Source organism: Blautia sp. AF19-1 (assembly GCF_003479155.1).
In the GTDB taxonomy this organism is placed as follows: domain Bacteria; phylum Bacillota; class Clostridia; order Lachnospirales; family Lachnospiraceae; genus Fusicatenibacter; species Fusicatenibacter saccharivorans.
Genome location: NZ_QUGQ01000021.1, coordinates 48,842 through 67,365, shown reverse-complemented (window position 1 = coordinate 67,365; position 18,524 = coordinate 48,842). Strand labels below are relative to the sequence as shown.

At 48.7% G+C, this 18,524-nt stretch carries 19 protein-coding genes; 14 read left to right on the top strand and 5 right to left on the bottom strand.

The window, feature by feature from the left end; genetic code table 11:
- Window positions 1-83 precede the first annotated feature (83 nt).
- Window positions 84-1,091 carry an ABC transporter substrate-binding protein gene (locus DWX26_RS13595; RefSeq protein WP_118601617.1) on the top strand — a complete coding sequence of 336 codons (1,008 nt, stop codon included), beginning with the start codon at window positions 84-86 and terminating at the stop codon, window positions 1,089-1,091.
- 211 nt (window positions 1,092-1,302) lie between these two features.
- Window positions 1,303-2,100, top strand: coding sequence for a pyrroline-5-carboxylate reductase (gene proC, locus DWX26_RS13590; RefSeq protein ID WP_118601616.1), 798 nt, complete (start codon window positions 1,303-1,305; stop codon window positions 2,098-2,100).
- A gap of 180 nt (window positions 2,101-2,280) precedes the next feature.
- Here proC and DWX26_RS13585 read toward each other — a convergent pair whose 3' ends face one another.
- Window positions 2,281-2,736, bottom strand: coding sequence for a CYTH domain-containing protein (locus tag DWX26_RS13585; protein WP_022461346.1), 456 nt, complete (start codon window positions 2,734-2,736; stop codon window positions 2,281-2,283).
- A 235-nt stretch (window positions 2,737-2,971) separates the two neighbouring features.
- Between DWX26_RS13585 and DWX26_RS13580 the strand changes: the two genes are divergently transcribed.
- The 12 genes from DWX26_RS13580 (at window position 2,972) to rpsI (ending at window position 14,302) form a co-directional block, all read left to right on the top strand.
- Window positions 2,972-3,523, top strand: coding sequence for a DJ-1 family glyoxalase III (locus DWX26_RS13580; RefSeq protein ID WP_055219893.1), 552 nt, complete (start codon window positions 2,972-2,974; stop codon window positions 3,521-3,523).
- Between the two features lie 144 nt (window positions 3,524-3,667).
- Complete coding sequence (tig, locus tag DWX26_RS13575) at window positions 3,668-4,954, top strand: trigger factor (protein WP_022461348.1); 1,287 nt, start codon at window positions 3,668-3,670, stop codon at window positions 4,952-4,954.
- 24 nt (window positions 4,955-4,978) lie between these two features.
- The gene (clpP, locus tag DWX26_RS13570; protein ID WP_022461349.1) at window positions 4,979-5,560 is read left to right on the top strand and encodes an ATP-dependent Clp endopeptidase proteolytic subunit ClpP; all 582 of its coding nucleotides are present in this window, start codon (window positions 4,979-4,981) and stop codon (window positions 5,558-5,560) included.
- Window positions 5,561-5,668: 108 nt separating this feature from the next.
- Window positions 5,669-6,964, top strand: coding sequence for an ATP-dependent Clp protease ATP-binding subunit ClpX (gene clpX / locus DWX26_RS13565; RefSeq protein ID WP_117509624.1), 1,296 nt, complete (start codon window positions 5,669-5,671; stop codon window positions 6,962-6,964).
- Between the two features lie 21 nt (window positions 6,965-6,985).
- On the top strand, window positions 6,986-9,313 hold the full coding sequence (lon, locus tag DWX26_RS13560) for an endopeptidase La (RefSeq protein ID WP_055265745.1): 2,328 nt from the start codon (window positions 6,986-6,988) through the stop codon (window positions 9,311-9,313).
- A gap of 34 nt (window positions 9,314-9,347) precedes the next feature.
- Complete coding sequence (gene yihA / locus DWX26_RS13555) at window positions 9,348-9,953, top strand: ribosome biogenesis GTP-binding protein YihA/YsxC (protein ID WP_055219842.1); 606 nt, start codon at window positions 9,348-9,350, stop codon at window positions 9,951-9,953.
- A gap of 4 nt (window positions 9,954-9,957) precedes the next feature.
- Window positions 9,958-10,803: an energy-coupling factor transporter ATPase gene (locus tag DWX26_RS13550; RefSeq protein ID WP_118594702.1), complete on the top strand. Its 846-nt coding sequence runs from the start codon at window positions 9,958-9,960 to the stop codon at window positions 10,801-10,803.
- On the top strand, window positions 10,794-11,678 hold the full coding sequence (locus tag DWX26_RS13545; protein ID WP_055265743.1) for an energy-coupling factor transporter ATPase: 885 nt from the start codon (window positions 10,794-10,796) through the stop codon (window positions 11,676-11,678). The genes DWX26_RS13550 and DWX26_RS13545 overlap by 10 nt, the downstream gene beginning before the upstream one ends.
- Window positions 11,672-12,472 (top strand): energy-coupling factor transporter transmembrane component T family protein, encoded by an 801-nt coding sequence (locus tag DWX26_RS13540; RefSeq protein ID WP_118594635.1) that lies wholly within the window; start codon window positions 11,672-11,674, stop codon window positions 12,470-12,472. Before DWX26_RS13545 ends, DWX26_RS13540 begins: the two co-directional genes overlap by 7 nt.
- A 24-nt stretch (window positions 12,473-12,496) precedes the next feature.
- Window positions 12,497-13,249 carry a tRNA pseudouridine(38-40) synthase TruA gene (gene truA / locus DWX26_RS13535; protein ID WP_055265739.1) on the top strand — a complete coding sequence of 251 codons (753 nt, stop codon included), beginning with the start codon at window positions 12,497-12,499 and terminating at the stop codon, window positions 13,247-13,249.
- Window positions 13,250-13,463: 214 nt separating this feature from the next.
- Window positions 13,464-13,892: a 50S ribosomal protein L13 gene (gene rplM / locus DWX26_RS13530; RefSeq protein WP_055219851.1), complete on the top strand. Its 429-nt coding sequence runs from the start codon at window positions 13,464-13,466 to the stop codon at window positions 13,890-13,892.
- Between the two features lie 17 nt (window positions 13,893-13,909).
- A complete protein-coding gene (gene rpsI / locus DWX26_RS13525) occupies window positions 13,910-14,302 on the top strand; it encodes a 30S ribosomal protein S9 (protein WP_117509622.1) in 393 nt (130 codons plus the stop codon).
- A gap of 103 nt (window positions 14,303-14,405) precedes the next feature.
- On the opposite strand, the gene DWX26_RS13520 is transcribed toward rpsI, so the two are convergent.
- The 4 genes from DWX26_RS13520 to DWX26_RS13505 form a co-directional block, all read right to left on the bottom strand.
- A complete protein-coding gene (locus DWX26_RS13520) occupies window positions 14,406-16,052 on the bottom strand; it encodes a recombinase family protein (RefSeq protein WP_199572093.1) in 1,647 nt (548 codons plus the stop codon).
- Window positions 16,053-16,132: 80 nt separating this feature from the next.
- Window positions 16,133-16,435: a hypothetical protein gene (locus tag DWX26_RS13515; protein ID WP_033121834.1), complete on the bottom strand. Its 303-nt coding sequence runs from the start codon at window positions 16,433-16,435 to the stop codon at window positions 16,133-16,135.
- 18 nt (window positions 16,436-16,453) lie between these two features.
- A complete protein-coding gene (locus tag DWX26_RS13510; protein ID WP_033121833.1) occupies window positions 16,454-17,743 on the bottom strand; it encodes a plasmid recombination protein in 1,290 nt (429 codons plus the stop codon).
- 346 nt (window positions 17,744-18,089) lie between these two features.
- On the bottom strand, window positions 18,090-18,305 hold the full coding sequence (locus DWX26_RS13505) for a hypothetical protein (RefSeq protein ID WP_055228675.1): 216 nt from the start codon (window positions 18,303-18,305) through the stop codon (window positions 18,090-18,092).
- Window positions 18,306-18,524: the final 219 nt, after the last annotated feature.

Here is an 18,524-nt window from a genome sequence, read left to right as displayed (position 1 = left end):
TATGAAATTCGCAGTGTAGTTTTGTGCAATTTTTCAAATTTGCTCATTTATAGGTTAGAATGAAAAAACAGGAGAATCTGTTGATGAAAAGAAAATGGCTGACAGGTGCGCTTGTACTGGCAATGGCGGTAGTGACGCTGGCGGGATGCGGGGCAAAAGATGAGACAAAAGAAAAAGTGGAGCAGGTGACATTAAATGAGGTTGCCCACTCCATTTTTTACGCCCCGCAGTACGTGGCAATTGAGGAGGGGTATTTCGCGGACGAGGGCATTGATCTGACGCTGATAACAGGATTTGGTGCAGATAAAGTGCTGACGGCGATGATTTCCGGCGAGGCGGATATCGGGTTTATGGGGGCGGAGGCAACCGTCTACGCGTACCTCGAGGGAACCGCAGACCCGGTTGTGAACTTCGCGCAGCTGACGCAGCGGGCGGGAAACTTTGTTGTGGGAAGAGAGAAAGACAATTCGTTTACCTGGGAAAAATTGAAAAACAAAGAGGTATTAGGGGGAAGAAAAGGCGGTATGCCGGAAATGGTCTTTGAGTATGTTCTGGCGCAGAAAGGGATTGATAAAAAAGACGTAAACATCAACCAGAGCATCGATTTTGGTTCCACAGCTGCCGCGTTCTCCGGCGGACAGGGGGATTATACGATTGAATTTGAACCGTCCGCGACACTGCTCGAGCAGAAGGGCGACGGCTATGTCGTGGCATCGGTCGGAACGGAATCCGGGTATGTGCCGTATACGTCGTACAGCGTCAAACAGAGTTATCTGAAAATGCACGGCGCAACCGTAGAAAAATTCACGAAGGCACTGCAGAAGGGAATGGACTTCGTGCAGACGCACACACCGGAGGAGATTGCAGAAGTGATTGCGCCGCAGTTTGCAGAAACCGAGCTGGAAACCATCACCGCGATCGTGCGCCGCTACTATGAGCAGGATACGTGGAAAGAAAATCTGATCTTTGAGGAAGAAAGTTTTGATCTTCTGCAGGAAATTCTGGAGCAGGCGGGAGAGCTGGAGAAAAAGGCACCGTACAAGACACTCGTGACAACAAAATACGCCGAAGAGGCCGCCGCCAAAGGCTGATTCCGGCGGAATAGAAAAGCAAAAAAAGACAGAAAAAGACACTTTTCGACATTCGTCGACAAACAGCGACATTTTATTCGAAAAAAATAAAGAAAATTGTAAAAGAAAAGCAGAAAAATAGAGAAAAAGTATTGCAAAAAAGTAAATTTTGTTGCATACTATGGGTGTCGCATATATTTTTTACAACACAGGCATGCGGAGGCGAACAGACATGAAAGTAGGTTTTATCGGCGGCGGCAACATGGCGAGTGCCATGATTGGCGGAATGATCCAAAAAGGAGTTGTATCTGCAGATGACATTCTGGTATCGGTCCGCACGGAGAAAAGTGTGGAACGCTTGACCAACCAGTTTGGAGTCCAGGCGACTATGGATAACGAAGCGGTCGTAGCCGGATCCGATCTTGTATTCCTGGCAGTAAAGCCAAACCAAATAAAAAATATAATAAACCTCGTCAAAAACTTCATCTCACCCGAGAAGATTATCGTATCGATTCTTCCCGGTAAGTCTTTACAATGGCTGGGTACAGAAATCGGAAAACCAACAAAGTTAATTCGCACCATGCCAAACACACCAGCACTCGTCGGAGAAGGAATGACCGGCGTCTGTGCCAATGATCTCGTGACGGAGGAAGAGCTGCAGCTCGTTTTAACCCTCCTGAAAAGCTTTGGCCGCGCAGAAGTTGTTCCGGAGTATCTGATGGATACCGTCACAGGTGTCAGCGGAAGCTCGCCGGCGTACGTATTTCTTTTCCTGGAGGCTCTTGCAGATGCGGCCGTAGCCGAAGGAATGCCGAGAAAACAGGCATATGAATTTGCTGCACAGTCTGTCCTTGGAAGCGCCAAAATGCTTCTCGAGACAGGAATGCACCCGGGAGAATTAAAAGACATGGTCTGCTCGCCAGGCGGAACCACCATCGAAGCGGTTGCCGTACTGGAGCGGGAGAAACTGAGAAGTGCTGTTATTGATGCAACACGAGCCTGCATCTGGAAATCAAAGGAAGTGGATTAGAAGGAGCAGCACCGCCGCTTTGACAGAATGACGCTAATGTGAAAGCAGCAAAATAAAGAATGTATGCACAAAAAAACAAACCAAAACAAGCAAAAAGCAAGCACAAAAAAGAGTAAAAAAACAAACGAGCGGAAAAATCCCGGCAGCCGTGGAAAAGGCACCGGGATTTTTTCTGGTAATTTATAGTTTTTTTCCTTTACTGAGCGTACTGTTGTGATAATCGGAAGAATAGGTTACATCCTTTCCAAACCATACCGGAGGAACAAAGGCGTTTGCGGATGCTTCGTCCGGAAACTCCACCTCTGCGAGGTAAAGGCCTTCATACGGCGCATCAAAGACATCGAGCTCGATCGTCAGATCCGTTCCGGTAAGCGGCAGCAGATAGCGTGTTTTTGAGATGAGAACGCCGTCTGCCTTTTCCCGCAGATGCAGGTAGGATTCCTTTGTGAGCGGAAGATTATACTCTTCACGCACCATCAGCCCTTTTGACTTGTAGGTCAGATAATATTCGTCGTCAGAGCGGCGGATGCGGACAACCGGTTCGGTGGAAAGATAGCCCTGCTCGATTTTTTTACATGGATAGCTTGTAAGATTTTCCGGAAGCTGATCCAGAAGGTATTTGCGTTCGATTTCCATAAAAGAGACTCCTTCTCGTGATTGCATCACTGCTTTTTTCAAGAGTTTACCATGCTTTTCCCGTGATGTTAAGCGAAATCCGGCTTTTTGCGAAAAAAGTCCTGAAATTTTTATGAAATGCAAGCATTCTGCGGAAAAATGTGGTATAATAGCGGCGGTTTGTTACAAAGAAAAGCAGAGAATATCACGTGACAAAACACACGAGACTGATCATACAACACAGGAGGACAAAACCATGGCAAAGATTTATGTATTTCTGGCAGACGGATGTGAAGAGATTGAGGCACTGACCCCGGTGGATCTGCTGCGCAGAGCCGGAGAAGACGTATGCACCGTTTCTATTATGGGAAGAAAAGAAGTAACAGGATCCCACAAAATCACCATTCTTGCAGATGAAACCATCGAAGAGGGAGAGTTTGATGACGGAGACATGCTGGTACTTCCGGGCGGAATGCCGGGTACATTAAATCTGGCCGGAAACGAGACGCTCGCAGCGCTGATCCGTTCCTATGACGATCAGGGAAAGAAACTGGCAGCCATCTGCGCAGCGCCGAGCATCCTGGGTGTGATGGGCATCTTAAAAGATAAAAACGCTGTCTGCTTCCCGGGATTTGAAGAAAAGCTGGCAGGCGCAAACGTACTCGATGTACCGGCAGTCACCGACAAAAATGTGACCACCGGCCGCGGCATGGGAGCAGCCACTGACTTCGCACTGGAGCTGATCCGTGTTCTGCAGGGAGAGGACAAAGCAAAAGAAATGGCGGAAAAAATCGTATTTCATTGCTAAAAAAAAGCCTAAAAACCACAGAAATATAAAAAAATCACTGGCGTTTTTGAAAAGAGTATGCTATACTCGATAAATGACTGTAGAATGGAGAGGTGTGCAGGTTTTCTGCCGCTTTTCAGATAAATCAAGGAGGAAATTGATAAAATGAGTGTACAGGTCGAAAATTTAGAAAAGAATATGGCCAAACTTACCATTGAGGTTCCGGCTGAAGAATTAGAGAAAGCACTGGAGAAAGCTTACCAGAAACAGAAAAAGAACATCAGCGTTCCGGGCTTCCGTAAAGGAAAAGTTCCGAGAGCTATGGTAGAAAAAATGTATGGCCCGGCAGTATTCTATGAGGATGCTGTAAACAGCCTTGTTCCGGAAGAGTATTCCAAAGCAGCAGAAGAGAGCAAACTGGACATCGTATCCCGTCCGGAGATCAACGTAGAGCAGATCGAAAAAGGCAAAGCTTTCATCTTTACCGCAACTGTAGCAGTAAAACCGGAAGTTACCCTTGGCGAGTACAAAGGTCTGGAAGTAGCAAAAGCTGACACAACCGTTACAGATGAAGAAGTAGAAGCTGAGCTGAAAAAAGAGCAGGAGAAAAATGCAAGAACCATCAATGTAGAGGATCGTCCGGCAGCAGACGGAGATACCGTTACACTTGACTTCGAAGGTTCTGTAGACGGCGTTCCGTTCGACGGCGGCGCTGGAAAAGATTATCCGCTGACCCTTGGCTCCCATTCCTTCATTCCGGGATTCGAAGAGCAGCTCGTTGGCGCAGCTCTGGAAGAGGAGAAGGAAGTAAACGTTACTTTCCCAGAGGATTATCAGGCAGAAGAGCTTGCTGGAAAAGCAGCAGTATTCAAATGCACCATCCACAAAATCGAAGCAAAAGAGCTTCCGGCACTTGATGACGACTTCGCAAAAGACGTTTCCGAGTTCGATACTCTGGATGAGTACAAAAAAGAAATCAAAGACAACCTGACCAAGAAAAAAGAAGAGCAGGCTAAGACAGAAAAAGAGAACGCTGTCGTAGATAAAGCAGTAGAGAACGCAACAATGGAGATTCCGGAAGCTATGATCGATACGCAGGTAGAGAACATGGTTGACGATTTCGCAAGAAGAATCCAGTCCCAGGGTCTGTCCATGGAGCAGTACATGCAGTTTACAGGCGCTACCGTTGATTCCTTAAAAGAGCAGATGAAACCGCAGGCTGTTAAGAGAATCGAGAGCAGACTGGTACTTGAGAAAGTTGCAGAAGCAGAGAACATCCAGATCAGCGATGAGAAGCTGGACGAAGAGCTGGCTAAAATGGCTGAAATGTACAAAATGGAGCTGGATAAATTCAAAGAGCTCGTTGGCGAATATGAGAAAGAGCAGATGAAGAAAGATCTCGCTGTTCAGGAAGCAGTAACTCTCATGGCCGACAGCGCAAAAGAGGCGTAAGACCTCGGAAAGAGAGGCAATTGAATGAGTTTTGTACCTTATGTCATCGAGCAGACAAGCAGGGGAGAGAGAAGTTACGATATTTATTCAAGACTGCTGAACGACCGTATTATTTTTCTGGGAGAGGAAGTCACTGACGTATCGGCAAACCTGATCGTTGCACAGCTTCTGTTCCTGGAGTCTGAAGATCCGGGAAAAGATATCCACATGTATATCAACAGCCCGGGAGGTTCTGTAAGCGCAGGACTTGCTATCTATGATACGATGCAGTACATCAAATGTGATGTATCCACGATCTGTATCGGTATGGCTGCCAGCATGGGAGCATTCCTTCTTGCCGGCGGTACCAAAGGAAAGAGAATGGCTCTGCCAAACTCTGAAATCATGATTCATCAGCCATCCGGCGGTGCACAGGGTCAGGCAACCGAGATCAAAATCGTTGCAGAACAGATTCTGAAAACCAAACGGAAATTAAATGAAATTCTGGCGGCAAATACAGGAAAACCGCTGGAACAGATTGAGATCGATACCGAGCGTGACAACTACATGTCCGCAGAGGAAGCAAAAGCATACGGTCTGATTGATAATGTAATTACGAACCGATAAGAGAGGAAAGGTGTCCAAAAGCGTAGTTCCGGCAATGAGGCTTTTGTGGCACCTTTTGCCTTATCCGGCGATAAGGTTTAGTTGTAATATGTTGAAAGGAAGAAAACGATGGCTATAAAAGGGAATGATACCAAGATCCGCTGCTCTTTCTGCGGAAAGACAGAAGACCAGGTACGCAAGCTGATCGCAGGCCCGGACGGGGCATACATCTGTGATGACTGCGTGGCAATCTGCTCGGAGATCATTCAGGAAGAATTTGAGGATCTGTACGGCGAGCAGGATACCGACGAGATCAACCTGATCAAACCAAAGGAAATCAAAGCATTTCTGGATGACTACGTAATCGGACAGGATGAGGCGAAAAAAGTGCTCTCCGTTGCTGTTTACAACCATTACAAACGAGTGCTTTCCGGTGCATCCTCCGACATCGAACTGCAGAAGAGCAACATTCTGATGCTCGGACCGACCGGTTCCGGAAAAACGTATCTGGCACAGACACTGGCCAAACTGATCAACGTTCCGTTTGCAATTGCAGACGCAACGGCGCTCACCGAGGCAGGTTATGTCGGCGAGGACGTAGAAAACATTCTGCTCCGCCTCATTCAGGCAGCAGACTATGATATCGAGCGCGCTGAGCACGGCATCATCTACATCGATGAGATCGATAAAATCACAAGAAAATCCGAAAACGCTTCGATCACACGAGATGTTTCCGGCGAGGGTGTACAGCAGGCACTGCTGAAAATCCTGGAGGGAACTGTAGCTTCCGTTCCGCCGCAGGGCGGAAGAAAGCATCCGCATCAGGAGTTTATTCAGATTGATACGACGAATATCCTCTTTATCTGCGGCGGTGCATTCGAAGGACTCGAGAAGATCATCGAGACGAGACAGGATACGAAATCCATCGGATTCAACAATCCGATCGGCCATGCAAAAGATGAGAATGTCGGAGATCTGCTCCGTCAGGTCATGCCGCAGGATCTGACCAAGTTCGGCCTGATTCCGGAGTTTGTCGGACGTGTGCCGATTGTCGTTACGTTAAATTCTCTGGATGAGACGGCCCTGATGAAGATTCTGGTTGAGCCGAAGAATTCTCTGGTCAAACAGTACAAGAAGCTGTTTGAGCTGGACGGCGTACAGCTTGACTTCAAAGAAGATGCACTCGAAGCGATTGCAAAGAAATCCCTGGAGCGGAAAACAGGCGCCAGAGGTCTCCGCGCAATCATGGAAGATACGATGATGGATCTGATGTATGAGATCCCGTCGGACAATACGACAAAAGAATGCGTCATCACCAAGGACGCTGTAGAAAAGAAGGCGGAGCCGGAGATTATTCACGGCGAACCGGCCCCTGTTCCACGGCGGAATATGGGAAGAAGATCCGGAAGACCGGAAACCGCCTGAAAAACGCAGGAGGAAACTTAAATGGAAGAAGTGACAAAAGTATTACCGGCGATTGCGCTGCGTGGAACGACGATTCTGCCGGATATGATTGTACATTTTGATATCAGCAGACCTAAATCGGTTCGTGCGGTCGAGGAGGCGATGCTGGGAGACCAGAAAATTTTCCTGATTACACAGAAAGACCCGGATACGGAAGTACCGGGTCTGCTTGATGTGTATAAAATTGGAACAATTGCGGTCATCAAACAGGTTGTGAGAATGCCAAAAGATGTTCTGCGGATTCTCGTAGAAGCAGAAAGACGTGCAGAACTGCTGAACTTCGAGGAAGAGGAGAGCGAGTATCTCCGCGCCGAGGTGGCGCTGTTTACCGGCTCGGACGAAATGCAGTTTTCCGATATCGAGCAGGAGGCAATGCTGCGCAACTTAAAAGAGCTGTTTGCCGTCTACTGCGAGCAGACGCAGAAAGTCAGCAAGGAACTGGCAGGCCAGATCCTCGGAACCGAAGAAGTCGGAAAGCTGGTGGACCAGATCTGCATGAATCTGCCCCTCGACTACGTAAACCGCCAGAAACTGCTGGAGGCTGTGGAGCTTTCCGAGCGGTATGATACGCTCTGCGTCATGATCGCCAACGAGATTCAGATTCAGGAGATCCGTTCGGAGATTCAGGGAAAAATCAAAGAGCGGATCGATAAGAACCAGCGTGATTATATTCTGCGCGAGCAGCTTAAAGTCATCCGCGAGGAACTCGGCGAGGACAATTCCCGGACCGAGATTGAAAATTATAAGAAGCAGCTTGAGAAGCTCAAAGCCTCCAAAGAGGTAAAAGAGCGGATTTCCGAGGAGATTCACCGTCTGGAAAATTCGGCCAACAATCCGTCCGAGGCAGGCGTGATTCGCGGCTATATCGAGACACTGCTGGGGCTTCCGTGGGATAAGGCATCCCGTGACAATCAAGATCTGGCAAGAGCACGCGAGATTCTGGAGGAAGATCACTACGGTCTTTCGAAAGTAAAAGAGAGAATCCTCGAATTCCTGGCCGTACGCACCCTGACGAAGAAAGGCGAGAGCCCGATTCTCTGCCTGGCAGGCCCTCCGGGAACCGGTAAGACCTCGATTGCGAGAAGCGTGGCGCGAGCCCTGAATAAAAAATACGTCCGCATCTGTCTCGGCGGTGTGCGGGATGAGGCGGAGATCCGCGGCCACAGAAGAACCTACATCGGCGCGATGCCGGGACGCATTGCGGCGGGACTCCATCAGGCGAAGGTGAAAAATCCGTTGATGCTGCTCGACGAGATCGACAAAGTAAGTGCAGATTACAAGGGAGATACCTCTTCCGCACTTCTTGAGGTCCTCGATTCCGAGCAGAATAATAAATTTGCCGATCATTACGTAGAGCTTCCGATCGACCTTTCGGAGGTGCTCTTTATTGCAACCGCAAATGATATTCAGAACATTCCGCGTCCGTTGCTGGACCGTATGGAAGTGATTGAAATTTCAAGCTATACGGAAAACGAGAAGTTCCATATCGCAAAAGAACATCTCGTTCCGAAGCAGAAGAAGGCGAACGGTCTGAAAGAAGCACAGCTTGTGATCGAGGATGAGGCGCTGATGGAAGTGATCAGCGGCTACACCAGAGAGGCCGGTGTCCGCTCCCTGGAGCGCCAGATCGGCAGAATCTGCAGAAAGAGTGCGAGAAAGATTCTCGAGGAACAGGTAAAAGAGGTTGTTGTGACGAAAGAAAACCTGGAAGAGTTCCTCGGAAAAGAGAGGTATGAGTTCCAGCCGGCCAACGAAAAACCGGAGATTGGTATTGTGCGCGGTCTTGCCTGGACGGCAGTCGGCGGCGATACGCTGCAGATCGAGGTCAATGTGATGCCGGGAAAAGGAGAGTTTCTGCTGACCGGCCAGCTCGGCGATGTGATGAAGGAGTCTGCGCAGGCGGGCATCAGCTTTATTCGTTCCGTGGCAGAGCAGTATAAGATTCCGAAAGAATTTTTCGAGAAACACGACATCCACATTCATATTCCGGAGGGAGCCGTTCCAAAAGATGGCCCGTCTGCCGGTATTACGATGGCGACGGCGATGGTTTCCGCGATCACAAAGGTTCCGGTAAAAGCAGACGTTGCGATGACCGGAGAGATTACGCTCCGCGGCCGTGTGCTTCCGATCGGCGGCTTAAAAGAGAAGCTGCTGGCGGCAAAGAAAGCCGGTATCCATATGGTTCTCGTTCCGGAGAAAAATGAGCCGGATGTAAGAGAACTGGATGCGGAGATCACAGACGGACTGCAGATCGAATTTGTCGGCAGCATGGAACAGGTATTAAAACTGGCACTTGTGGAAAAGAAGTAAGGCCAGAAGATGCAAAAAACAGGAGAAGAAAAGTATGGTAATTAAACAGGTAGAGCTGCAGCATGTCTGCGGAATCACCAGTAAACTGCCGGATACCGGTCAGGTGGAAGTGGCATTTGCGGGAAAATCCAATGTTGGAAAATCTTCTCTCATCAATGCCCTGATGAATCGGAAATCACTGGCGCGTACCAGTGCGCAGCCGGGAAAAACACAGACGATCAACTACTACCACATCAATGAGGAAATGTATCTGGTGGATTTGCCGGGATACGGTTTTGCGAGAGCCTCCGAGGAGGTTAAAGCAAAATGGGGCAAGCTGATCGAGGATTATCTGCATCAGTCAAAAATGCTGCACGCAGTATTTCTTCTGATTGATATCCGTCATGCACCGTCCAACAACGATCGCATCATGTACAACTGGATTCTTCGAAACGGCTATCAGCCGATCATCATTGCGACGAAGCTGGACAAGATCAAGCGCAGCCAGCTTCAGAAGCAGATCAAGCTGATCCGCGAGACGCTGGAGGTTGAGAAAGATACGATTGTGATTCCGTTTTCTGCAGAGACAAAACAGGGACGCGAGGAGATCTGGAATCTGATTGATGAAATCCGCTCGGATGCCGAAGAAAGCGGGGAATAATGTCATGGGTATGATACGTGCGGCAGGCCTTGGGTATGAATACCTCCGTTATGAGGAGGAAGGACAGGAGCCGGAAGTAACAAAAGCGATCGAGGACGTCAGCCTGGAAATCCAGAAGGGACAGTTTATTGCGGTGCTCGGGCATAACGGAAGCGGAAAATCAACGCTTGCGAAACATATCAACGCGCTGCTGGTGCCTACAGAAGGCACCATGTGGGTGGACGATATGAAGACGACAGATGAGGAGGATGTCTGGAAGATCCGCCAGAAAGCCGGTATGGTATTCCAGAACCCGGATAACCAGATCATCGGAAATGTGGTGGAAGAGGATGTCGGCTTTGGACCGGAAAATCTGGGTGTCCCGACCGATGAAATCTGGAAACGGGTGGAGGAGAGCCTTACGGCGACCGGGATGATTTCATACCGGGCCCACTCTCCGAATAAGCTCTCGGGAGGTCAGAAACAGAGGGTTGCAATTGCAGGAGTGATGGCTATGCAGCCGGAATGTATTGTTCTTGATGAACCAACCGCGATGCTGGATCCGAACGGACGAAAAGAGGTTCTTCGCGCTGTGCGTAAGCTGAATGAAGAAAAGGGCGTTACGGTTATTCTGATTACGCATTACATGGAAGAGGTTGTTTTTGCGGACCGTGTGTTCGTTATGGACAGCGGCAGACTGGTAATGCAGGGGACGCCAAGGGAGATTTTTTCCGAAGTGGAGAAATTAAAAGAGCTCCGTCTTGATGTACCCCAAGTGACACTGTTGGCTTATGAATTGAGAAAAAATGGTGTAGATCTCCCGGAGGGAATTTTGACCATTGAAGAACTGGTGAATGCATTATGTCATTGAAACTTGAAGATGTAACGTACACATACAGCCCGGGAACGGCATATGAAATGCACGCCCTGGAGCATATCAATCTTGAAATTCCGAATGGCCAGTTTGTTGGGATTATCGGCCATACGGGAAGCGGAAAATCGACGCTTGTGCAGCATTTGAACGGTCTGATCCGCCCGACATTGGGACGGGTGCTGTATAACGGAGAGGATATCTGGAAAGAAGGATATCCGCTAAGAGAGCTTCGAAGCCATGTGGGACTGGTTTTCCAGTACCCGGAGCATCAGCTCTTTGAGACGGATGTGATCACAGATGTCTGCTTCGGACCGAAAAATCAGGGACTTTCACCGGAGGAATGCAGAAAACGGGCGGAAGAGGCACTGGATCATGTCGGATTTCCAAAGGAAATGTATGAAAAATCGCCGTTTGAACTCTCCGGAGGTCAGAAGCGTCGTGTTGCGATTGCCGGTGTGCTTGCCATGAACCCGGATTTTCTGGTGCTTGACGAGCCGACGGCGGGCCTTGATCCGAAGGGACGCGATGAAATCCTCGATCAGCTTGCATTGCTGCATAAGACGCGCGGCATTTCGGTCGTGCTCGTATCGCACAGCATGGAGGATATTGCAAAATATGTAGAGCGGATTATTGTCATGAACCACGGTCATGTGGCGTTTGACGATACACCGAAGAAAGTCTTCGCTCACTATAAAGAGCTGGAGAAAATCGGTCTTGCGGCGCCGCAGATGACGTATATTATGCATGCGCTAAAGGAACACGGCATGGACGTGGATGTAACGGCGACAACGGTTGAGGAGGCGCGCGATACGATTCTTGCGGCACTGGAAAGTCAGAAGAAAAACGGGAAAAAAGGAGCAGAAGTATGTTAAGAGATATTACTCTGGGACAGTATTACCCGGCAGATTCCATTCTGCACCGGCTTGACCCGCGTGTGAAATTTGTAGGAACGATCGTTTATGTCATTTCCCTCTTTTTGTTCCACAACTGGGGCTATCTGCTTGGAACCGTATTCCTTGCGGTGATGATTAAACTGTCGAAGGTACCGTTCAAATTTATCACGAAGGGTCTGAAATCAATTTTTGTGCTGCTCGCGATTACGATGGTATTTAACATCTTATTCACGCCGGGTGAGGTGCTCGTCCGTATCTGGAAAATTACGATCACCCACGAGGGTGTGGCCATGGCATGCCGTATGTCGGTGCGTCTGATTTTCCTGATGATCGGCTCTTCGCTGATGACGCTGACGACAACACCGAACCAGCTGACGGATGCACTCGAAAGCCTGCTCGGACCATTGAAAAAAATCCATGTGCCGGTGCATGAGATTTCCATGATGATGTCAATCGCGCTCCGTTTTATCCCGATTCTTCTGGAAGAGACAGACAAGATTATGAAAGCGCAGATGGCGCGCGGCGCGGATTTTGAGAGCGGAAATATTATCCAGAGAGTAAAGAACATGGTGCCGCTTCTGGTGCCGCTGTTTATTTCAGCCTTCCGCCGTGCAAATGATCTGGCGCTGGCAATGGAAGCACGCTGCTACCACGGAGGAGAGGGAAGAACACAGATGAAGCCGCTTCGGTATCAGACGCGCGATTATGCGGCGTATGGCGTCCTTATGGCATACCTTGTGTGCAGTATTGGCCTTCGCGTGTGTGGACTCTGATTTTGGCGAAAACGGAGGAGAAGAATGCGCAGAATTAAGCTGATTGTAGCGTATGACGGCACAAATTACTGTGGATGGCAGGTGCAGCCAAACGGCATTACAGTACAGGAAGTATTAAATCAGGCTCTTTCCGATCTTTTTGCGAAGAAAACGGCCTGCATCGGCGCAAGCCGGACCGACGCCGGGGTACATGCTCTCGGCAATGTTGCGGTATTTGATACGGATGCGAGAATGCCGGCGGACCGTATCGCATTTGCACTCAACACACGGCTTCCGGCAGATATCCGTATTCAGGGATCATCCGAAGTGCCGCCGGACTTTCACCCGCGTTTTACCGCAACAGTTAAAACGTATGAATATCGGATTTTGAACCGCACCTTTGCAGATCCGACGCGGAGACTGAATTCCTATTTCTGGTACGGCCCGCTGGATGTGGATGCGATGCGGCAGGCAGCATCGTATCTGGTTGGCATGCATGATTTTAAAAGCTTTGCAACAGCAAAACCGGAGGTGACCGACACGGTCCGTACCATCTATGAAACGAGTTTGGAAAAAGAAGACGATCTGATCCGCTTCCGGATCACCGGAAACGGTTTTCTCTACAATATGGTACGGATTATCACCGGAACACTGCTTGAGGTGGGAAAGGGCGATTATCCGCCGGAAAAAGTAAAAGAAATCCTTGCGGCGAAGGATCGAAAAATGGCGGGAGCAACGGCAAGGCCGGAGGGTCTGACACTGGTACAGATTCGGTATCCCGAATGGGATTTCGAGTAAAGACATAAGTGGTCTGTATTTCCCGCAAAATGGGACTCGCAGTTTACGAAAAAATGCAAAATATGGGTAAAAAACAGTTGACATTCCAAAATCCGTATAATATAATTACTAAATGTGTGACGTAGTTTGAAAACGCCGATGCCATAAGCCCCGGTAAGGCGGTTTCCTATATACATGAAACAGTAAATTGAATTTTTCACAGGAGGTTATATCCATGAACACCTTTATGGCAAATCCAGATAAGATTGAAAGAAAATGGTATGTTGTTGATGCAGAAGGATGTACATTAGGACGTCTGGCATCTGAAGTAGCAAAAGTATTACGTGGAAAAAACAAACCGGAGTACACTCCGCACGTAGATACTGGTGATTACGTAATCGTAATCAACGCTGATAAAGTAGCAGTAACCGGTAAAAAACTGGATCAGAAGATCTATTACAGCCACTCCGATTATGTAGGCGGAATGAAAGAAGCTACTCTTCGTGAGATGATGGCTAAGAAACCGGAGAAGGTTGTTGAACTTGCAGTGAAAGGCATGCTTCCAAAAGGACCTCTTGGAAGACAGATGTTCACAAAACTTCACGTATACGCTGGTGCAGAGCACGCTCATGCAGCTCAGAAACCAGAAGTATTAACATTTTAATAGGGAGGTAAAGAACATTGGCTAGCGCAAAATATTACGGAACCGGAAGAAGAAAAAAATCTATCGCAAGAGTATATCTTGTACCGGGAACTGGTAAAGTTACCATCAATAAAAGAGACATCGATGAGTATTTTGGTCTGGAGACCCTGAAAGTTATCGTTCGTCAGCCTCTGGCAGCTACAGAGACATCCGATAAATTCGACGTGATCGTAAACGTTCACGGCGGCGGATACACAGGACAGGCAGGAGCAATCCGTCACGGTGTTGCACGTGCCCTTCTGACTGTAGATAACGACTACAGACCAGTTCTGAAAAAAGCAGGATTCCTGACTCGTGATCCTAGAATGAAAGAGCGTAAGAAGTACGGTCTCAAGGCTGCACGTCGTGCACCTCAGTTCAGCAAGAGATAATCTGCTGTTCAGACCGTATCAAAATGGTTCAAAAAGCCCGGAAAATCAAGGCTTAATAGTGACAAGTAACTATTTTGTCGCAGAGAACGGTGTGACCCGAAGGTCACGCCGTTTTTCTGTGTTCATAGGTTGTTTGCGTGATGATAGGCTCGGAAATAACGGGAATATCTACATCGTCCACGAAGTTGAAGAAAATCTTCACTTTCTGCTTGCGCTTGCCGCTGGATTTGTCCGGGGCATAGACGATGATTTTCTTGATATACTCGTTCACGATGGTCTGTGTCAGCTCCTCCACATCCACATATTTCTGTGTCAGGGCGATAAAGGCATCCAGACCGTCGTTCATTTCTTCCCGCTGTTCCACCCATTCTTCGATAACTTCAATTTCGAGCTTTAACCGTTCCTGCTCCGCTTCATAGTCCGCAGACATCTTTCTGTATCTGTCCTGATTGAGATTTCCAAGAACATAGTCCTCGTACAGCCGGGCGATGATGACATCCAGATCGGCAAGGCGTTTCTTTGCCTGTTCCAGCTTCTTTTTGTCATCCCGGATGCTGCGCTCCTGGTCAGTCCTGCGGCATTGCAGCCATTCCTCCTGAAAACCGTCCACATCGCTTCGGATATACTCATTGACTGCCCGGATGCGTTCCAGAACGATTTCACGAAGCACATCTTCCCGGATATAGTGGGCAGTACAAGTACCACGGTTGCTCTTGTAGTTGTTGCAGACGTAGTGATCCTGCTTGCCCTCAAAGCTTTTGCTTGTGGCAAAGTGGAGCTTGCCGCCGCAATCGGCACAAAACAGAAGCCCGGAGAACAATCCCTGCCGTTCCGCTTTTGCGGGGCGGCGTTTGTTTTTCCTCAGTTCCTGCACCCTGTCAAACTGTGCCTGAGATACAATCGCTTCCTGTGTGTCCGGCAGATAAAACATATTCTCCGGCTCATTGGGAATCCGCTTTTTCAGCTTGTAGGACTTGGAATAAGTCTTGAAGTTGCAGGTACAGCCTGTGTACTCCTGCCGTTCCAAAATCCCTGCAATGGACTGGTTGCCCCAGTGGTACGGTCTTTCCGGCATCGGCTTTTTCTTTCGCTTGGCATAGAGTGCCTTTGCGGTCATAATCTGCTTTTCTTCCAGAATCCTTGCAATCTGCTCCGGGCCTTTGCCGTCAATGCAAAGGTCGAAGATGAGCTTGACTACCGGAGCCGCTTCTTCATCCAGAATCCAGTGATCCTTGTCCTCCGGGTCACAGCGGTATCCGTAGGGCGGTTTGCCCATGTGCTTCCCACTGGTTCCTCTCTGCCGCAAACTGACACGGACTTTCTTGCTGGTATCACGGGGATACCACTCGTTGAACAGATTACGGATTGCGGCGAAGCCCTCGCTGTCTCCCCGGTTGCTGTCTACGCCATCATTTATAGCGATAAAGCGGACATCATAACTCGGAAAGATAATATCCGTATATTGTCCAACAGTCAGATAGTCACGACCAAAGCGGCTGAGGTCTTTGACCAGCCAGCAGCCCACAAGCCCCTGCTTGACAAGCTCAAAGCCTTCCTGCACACCGGGACGATTGAAGTTCGTCCCCGTATAGCCGTCATCCACCAGAATTTTCAGGTTTGTATACCCGTGGTCACGGGCATATCGGGTTAAATACTCTCTCTGATTTGCGATACTGTTACTCTCGCCTTCCTGGGCATCCTCGTTGCTCAGACGGCAATAGAGAATGGTAATTTTCTGCTGATCCAACATAATATCCTCCTTCGGTGGTTGGTCAGCCGACAGTACCGTTGTGCATATTGGAATTATATCATGCTTTTGTGTCGCAGTCATTAACAAATCACCCCCTTGTCAGAAAAAATGAGCCGTTTTACCTTGTCGGTAAGTGGCTCATTTCCATCACACTCCGTTTCAATCACATACCATGTGTTTCCGATCTTGCACTCAATGGTTTTGCAGAAAGAGGACTGTGCCGCTTCCCAACGCTTGCGGCATTCTTCCAGAAAATCAATAGGCGGCTCAAAAATCGGATCGAAGCAGGAGCAAATATCAATATAGCCGATGGCATCGTTGATTTCTTCCATCGGGGCATCTTCCATAATCATCTTGTTAATTTCATCTACGGTTTTCTTCATAGGCAAATAGTTCCTTTCTTAAATTTCCATGTCCTGTCCACGATTGCGGGCAGGGTGTTTGTGTTCATACAGTTCCTTTCCCCTGGCGAGGATGGCATTGATAAAAGCCCAGACCTTTTCAGATGCAATCTCAATCGCATCCAGGAAAGGCTGGGCTTTTTGTTTCAGCTCCTCATAGTCTTTGTTCAGTTTTTCAAAACGGTCTTTCCATATCTTTGCGTTTTTATCTGCCTGCTCGAATTTCTGCTTGTATTTCAGCTTCTCAGACTTTTCCGCAAAGCTGCTGACCGCATAATCCTTTAGCGTGCGGCACTCATCCGCCGTCATGGTAACATTTCCCGTAATGGGATTTTTCTTGCCCATCGACTCAATCTCATGTGCAGTCATAGCAACAGACTTAGCAGCCTGAGTTTCCTTTTTCAGAGCTTCCAGTTTCTTTTTCTGCTTCTCCGTGGCAGCTTTGGCATCCGCTAAGCTCTGCTCGGCCTGTGCCACCTGTCCGGTCACAGCTTCCAAACGCTGCTGTTCGGCCTGTACCTTGAACTGTGTCACCGTCAGATGTTCTTCGGTGCTGCCACATTCTCCACGCTCTACATCGGTATAACCAGCGTTTCGCATGAAATTGAAAAAGTCATCCTGCAGCACACTGTAGGACGACTTCAAAATCTTTTTCCCTTTTGCGTTCAACATAGGATTTCCGTTTTCATCAAGAACGGGTTTGGATTCCCACTTCTTACTGCGGCTGACCTGTGTGATCGTTTCCTTTACCGTTCCCCGGAGGGATTCATCCTTGCATCGCTTCGACCACAGGATTTGTTTCTCCACCACCGGGATATAAACCACATGAAGGTGATAGTGGTACACATCCTCACCCAGAGCTTCCGACATTGCCCGGTTGCGCTCGTCGGCATGCATTACAGCGGAGAGGATATACTGCTCACCGCCCACGATCTCCACGGCGGCTTTATAGGCATCGGCATAAAACTGTTTTGCAAACTCATAGCCGCCGTGGTTGTAGAAATAAGCGGAGTTCACATCGAAAACCAACTCGCCATATTTGACGGCATCCGGTTTCAGCCCTCTGGTGGAGATGATCTTGTCCTGCTCCATCTGCTCAAACATTTTTACATAATCGTCAGTGGGAGACTTGAAGTGAACATTCAGCGCAGTACGTTCCGGCACGATGTCCACATTGGAATAACGGTCTTTTTCACGCTCATTGTGTTCCTGTACTTTTGTCACATCATCCGGAGTTTCCAAGTCCTGATTTCTGGCTAAGGTACGATCAATTCCATCATTTCTTGCCATAGATTTTTGTCCTTTCTTTAAGATTTGCAGACAGCGGAGGGCTGAGGAACGGCACTTTTTCAAAGTGTAATAACCCACTATTACACTTTCATCCATGCTGGCTACAAAGTGCCGTGGGCTCTCCGAGGGCTCTCCCGAGGGGGAATGCGGTCACTGCGGTGACCTCTGCTGACCAAGGCAAAATGTCTGCGCCTTTTACCTTGGTCAGCCCGTCTGCATGAAGCTGTTCTGCGGAACATTTCTTGCAGACGATGGCAGCGAAAACCGTATCTTTCACTGCCTGTCCATGGGCAGCACTGCGGTGCGCCTATGGGGACGGGAGATGCGGAGGGCTGTTGCCGGGGTATCACTTCTCCCGTCTTTTCTGCCATACGATGTCGTAACCAAGCACAGCGGCAAGCTCCAATACTTCCTTGTATCGTATACTTTCCCGCTGTAATTTTGCGGACAGGTTGGAAACGCTGTCGCTCCATCCGTACTCGTCCGAGAGCAGGTCAACAACTTCCTGCATGGTCATCCCGGCACGGATGATCTGTGCCTTTATTTCGTTGCGTATATTCATATTGATAAAATCCTCCATAATTCAGTTCATGTGTCGGTGCAACCTCTGCGCTCCAAGGTGGAGTGGATGCACCGAACAGTGAAAAATCTGCAATCTCCGAAATCCGTTCAGAATTTCGCTTGTGATGTCCTGTCCATATATGACCATATCCCACTTTGCCGTTTTGTGTGGTTTGGTCTGGAACAGTGAAAACACCCATTGTTCCGTGAACAGGGTACA